This window comes from Vibrio sp. 10N.261.52.C2 (assembly GCF_041471425.1).
Taxonomy (GTDB): domain Bacteria; phylum Pseudomonadota; class Gammaproteobacteria; order Enterobacterales; family Vibrionaceae; genus Vibrio; species Vibrio crassostreae_C.
In genome coordinates, this window is the sequence record NZ_JBFROH010000026.1 from 1 (window position 1) to 3,596 (window position 3,596).

At 42.3% G+C, this 3,596-nt stretch carries 5 protein-coding genes; 1 reads left to right on the forward strand and 4 read right to left on the reverse strand.

What is annotated here, in order from left to right:
• The 4 genes from AB4307_RS10480 to AB4307_RS10495 form a co-directional block, all read right to left on the reverse strand.
• On the reverse strand, positions 1-1,044 hold a 1,044-nt coding region (locus tag AB4307_RS10480), incomplete at its 3' end, for an IS110 family RNA-guided transposase (protein WP_372131825.1).
• A gap of 82 nt (positions 1,045-1,126) precedes the next feature.
• Positions 1,127-1,417 carry a type II toxin-antitoxin system RelE family toxin gene (locus tag AB4307_RS10485; protein ID WP_005377002.1) on the reverse strand — a complete coding sequence of 97 codons (291 nt, stop codon included), beginning with the start codon at positions 1,415-1,417 and terminating at the stop codon, positions 1,127-1,129.
• The gene (locus AB4307_RS10490) at positions 1,407-1,655 is read right to left on the reverse strand and encodes a type II toxin-antitoxin system Phd/YefM family antitoxin (RefSeq protein ID WP_004730320.1); all 249 of its coding nucleotides are present in this window, start codon (positions 1,653-1,655) and stop codon (positions 1,407-1,409) included. Before AB4307_RS10490 ends, AB4307_RS10485 begins: the two co-directional genes overlap by 11 nt.
• Before the next feature lie 788 nt (positions 1,656-2,443).
• Positions 2,444-2,842: a hypothetical protein gene (locus AB4307_RS10495; RefSeq protein ID WP_017064752.1), complete on the reverse strand. Its 399-nt coding sequence runs from the start codon at positions 2,840-2,842 to the stop codon at positions 2,444-2,446.
• Between the two features lie 195 nt (positions 2,843-3,037).
• On the opposite strand from AB4307_RS10495, the gene AB4307_RS10500 reads away from it, so the two are divergent.
• Positions 3,038-3,517, forward strand: coding sequence for an Sbal_3080 family lipoprotein (locus AB4307_RS10500; protein WP_017068825.1), 480 nt, complete (start codon positions 3,038-3,040; stop codon positions 3,515-3,517).
• Positions 3,518-3,596 lie beyond the last annotated feature (79 nt).

Genomic DNA, 3,596 nt, shown 5'->3' on the forward strand with positions numbered 1-3,596 from the left:
GCTTAAGGTTCTGTCTATGTAAGCAGCATAGTTTTCATATTCGGTTTGATTGTGTAAAAGCGACCATATAATTCGTGCGTTCTTCGCGGCAAGTGCCACTATCGCTCGGTTCATTCCTCTTCGTTCTAGAACGCCGCGACACCACTGACTTAACTTATCTTGCTTGTCGCCAAGGTTGGCAATCACGGTCCTTGCGCCATGAACTAATAGTGTTCGTAAGTATTTATCACCGTGTTTGGTTATTCGGCCTAAGCGAGGTTTTCCTCCTGTGGAATATTGCTTTGGTACGAGTCCTAGCCAAGCAGAGAAATCACGGCTTTTATCAAATTGAGAACCATTGCCTATCGAAGCAAGTATCGCAGTAGCGGTTTGCGGCCCAATACCTCGAACTTTCATCACTCGTTGAACATTAGCGCTGACCTTAGCAAAAGAGTCGAAGACTTGTTCAGTATCGGCGATACGTTGATTCAACTCTCCAAGGTGGTGATAAGCATCGGCAATCACCGTTCTTGCGAGATGTGGCAGTTCATTTTCTGCATCTTCAAGCATTAAGGGAATCTGTTTCATCAATGAAGAGCGACCAACGGGAATGATCAACCCGAACTCAGAAAGTAGGGCGCGCATGCGATTCATAAGCGCGGTACGTTCACGAACCCAATGCTCTCTCATTCTATGTACCGATAGGATGGCTTGTTGCTCTGGTGATTTTACGGGCACAAAGCGAGTGGATGGTCGCTGAACAGCTTCGCAGATAGCTACTGCATCATTAAGGTCGTTCTTCCCTTTAGTTCGATAAGGAACCACGTATTTAACGGCCATGATGCGGGCGTCATGCCCAAGTTTATTGAGTGTTCTTACCCAATAATGTGCACCACCACACGCTTCAACGCCTATACGCATGAGTGGCATATTTGCTATTGTAGTCAGTAGTTTAGAGCGAGTTACTGACTTATGAAGTATGACCTTACCATTTTGGTCTACGGCATGAAGACTAAAGTGGTTTTTAGCTAGGTCGATACCGCAGAAATAAGAATAATCAGACATGGTGCCTCCGATGCATTTAAGTACCACATAAGTGTGGCAGATCCTCGGTAGGGGGAATCCATGTCATTCGTTGATACCGCAATCAATCATCTAACCTTTTCATAGCTTTACGGTAAACATCGCTACGTTCGCGTTTTCCGACTGCTAAGACGGTTACAATGATGACATCGTCTTCAACTTTGTAGACGAGACGGTAGCCCGATTGGCGCAGCTTAATCTTATACATGTTGTCAGCTCCAGAGAGTTTTGAAGCCGGAACATGCGGGTTATCTAAACGCTCGATTAGCTTTTTCTTAAATTGTTGTTGAAGCGTTGAGCCAAGCTTTTTCCACTCTTTGAGTGCACTCTTTTTAAAGTCGAGTTTATAGGTCATCAATATTTACCGAAATACTCTCTTCAGATTCACGCTCTTTCGCAATAGTTAGTAGTTCAAGATCTTCGAGTCTGTCCATCATCATTTCGTACGCTTCGGCTGGCACGCAATAAAATGCTGGCTCATTTCGGTTCAGTACAGCAACAGGTTCACCGTAAGCACTAGTTGCAACTTTCATAGGGTTAGCTTTCAACTCAGTAATGCTTGCAGCAACATCGGCTAAAATTCTAGTGGTCATTTAATAGGTCTCTTAAGTGGTCTTTATTTTGGTCATTTTAGCCTCAATCAAGCGGTATAACAAGTTGCTTAAGAGTGATTCGCAACACGTGGCATTTTTACTATGCGTTGGTTTATGTGTTTAAGGTATTATGCGGAGGCTAAGGTATTGGTTTGCTCACACCTTAGCAAGGCGTAAAGTGTCGATATCTTGGGATAATAGTTCTAGATATCTAATTCAGAATAGCTGCGTAAACCTTAATTTAGAGGCTCTTGAACCATGGTATTACTTATAGTTTGGTTGGCTATTTGGGTTTCTTCAGCCAAACCACTTGCTTCTGTCGCCCGACGAACATACCGCATTAGAGTACAAAGTAGCTCGAATGGTTGGAAAAGTATTTTGTTTTCTATATTGGCTCACCTTACCTTTGTTCAACTATTTAGCTTTCCTGTAGATAGTTGGTTTTACTGGGTACTTCCAGTACTAAATGTTTTGTTTGTTATGCACATGCTCTTGCTCTTGGATTTGGTTCTAGATCGTTATAGTGTGGTTGATACTTCACGTTTTACCCATCGTTCAATTGCACCTTTTTTGGTGTCATGTAGTGCATTTATTGCAATGCTTTTCTACTCAGCTTATCTCAATGATGCAATACTGAGGGGAGTATGTATTGCTGCTCTCTCAATAGGTTTGACAGGGTTTCTAGTAACTTATAGAAATGTAAAATAGGGTCATACAGCTAACAGAGTATTTTAGGTTGATAAGAATCAACCCAACCAAACAGGGCGCCAATAACGGCGCCCTTTGTGTTAGTTGGACACGCTGTAAGTGTCGTAATTGCGAAGTAAGAAGATTGCGATACAGGCTGCGAGCATTGGCCAAGAGGCGAAGAACAGTAGGTTGTTGAACGGGTCCATGTATTTTCCAAAAGAGGAAAAGGTTGAGCCTGCATGAAGGACTAAAATGGCTCCGTAGGTGTACTTTTTCCACATGCCTACAACGAATGCGCCTAAAAATCCGAGCTGCGCGACACCCAGAGCCATCATCGCATTGTTCGAGATGTCGATGCCGTAAAAGCCAGACAGTACTTTTGTCGCGTGCTCAGGGACAAGGATCTTATCCAAGCCCCAGAATAAGAAGACGATAAAAATGCCGATTCTCAGCAGTAGTAGGCTAGTCGCCAATTTCGTTTGAAGTGTCTTTTCCATGATATCCCTTGTGATGCATTCAATGATGCGATGATTTAAATGTTCATCAAAGGAGACCCATAGCCTTCGCATTTTCTTTCGTTGTTTTTTAGTGCCTTATGTAACAAGGAATGTCTGATTAACCTTTGCTTATATAATATGTCATTTTTTTGATGTGGTATCATTCACGCAGTTAACTGTTAATGGATATATAACGTGAAAAAATACCTACTATTATCGCTTTCGGTTTTAATTTTGGCTGGTTGTGGAGCCCCTCGTTACACTGGGAGCGCGATTCCAGAACCTACGACTGAAGTTGATGTTGTTATCGTTAAAGACGCTGAAACACGTGAAGGGTTTTTAAATACTATGGAAACGTGGCTGCAAGATAACGATTATACCTACACCGTCGTACCTGATAAGTCGAAGCACGATCTTGATAAGCTGACATTGGAGTATGAAGGCCATTGGAGCTGGGACTTAGCGTTGTTCTTAAAGCAAGCGGAGATCAATGCTTATCAGAACGGACAAAGAGTAGGTGAAGTAGAATTTAAAGTCCCATACACGGCTAACCCAAACAAATTTGGTAATGCAGCTAAGCGTATTGGTTTTATGATGGATACGGTATTTGGTAAGAAAACTGCTGAAGAAGCAACGAAAGCAGCTAATTCATCAGATTCAAAAGCGACGAACTAGTCTAATTAGTTTACTAACTTATACCTTTGTTCGCTTTCTATTTTTCTTTAAGCTCTGCTCGAATAGACGAATAGACGAA

Coding starts and splice junctions, on each gene's coding strand:
- AB4307_RS10485 (WP_005377002.1), bottom strand. CDS start 1,417: ATGACCTATAAACTCGACTTTAAAAAGAGTGCACTCAAAGAGTGGAAA.
- AB4307_RS10490 (WP_004730320.1), bottom strand. CDS start 1,655: ATGACCACTAGAATTTTAGCCGATGTTGCTGCAAGCATTACTGAGTTG.
- AB4307_RS10495 (WP_017064752.1), bottom strand. CDS start 2,842: ATGGAAAAGACACTTCAAACGAAATTGGCGACTAGCCTACTACTGCTG.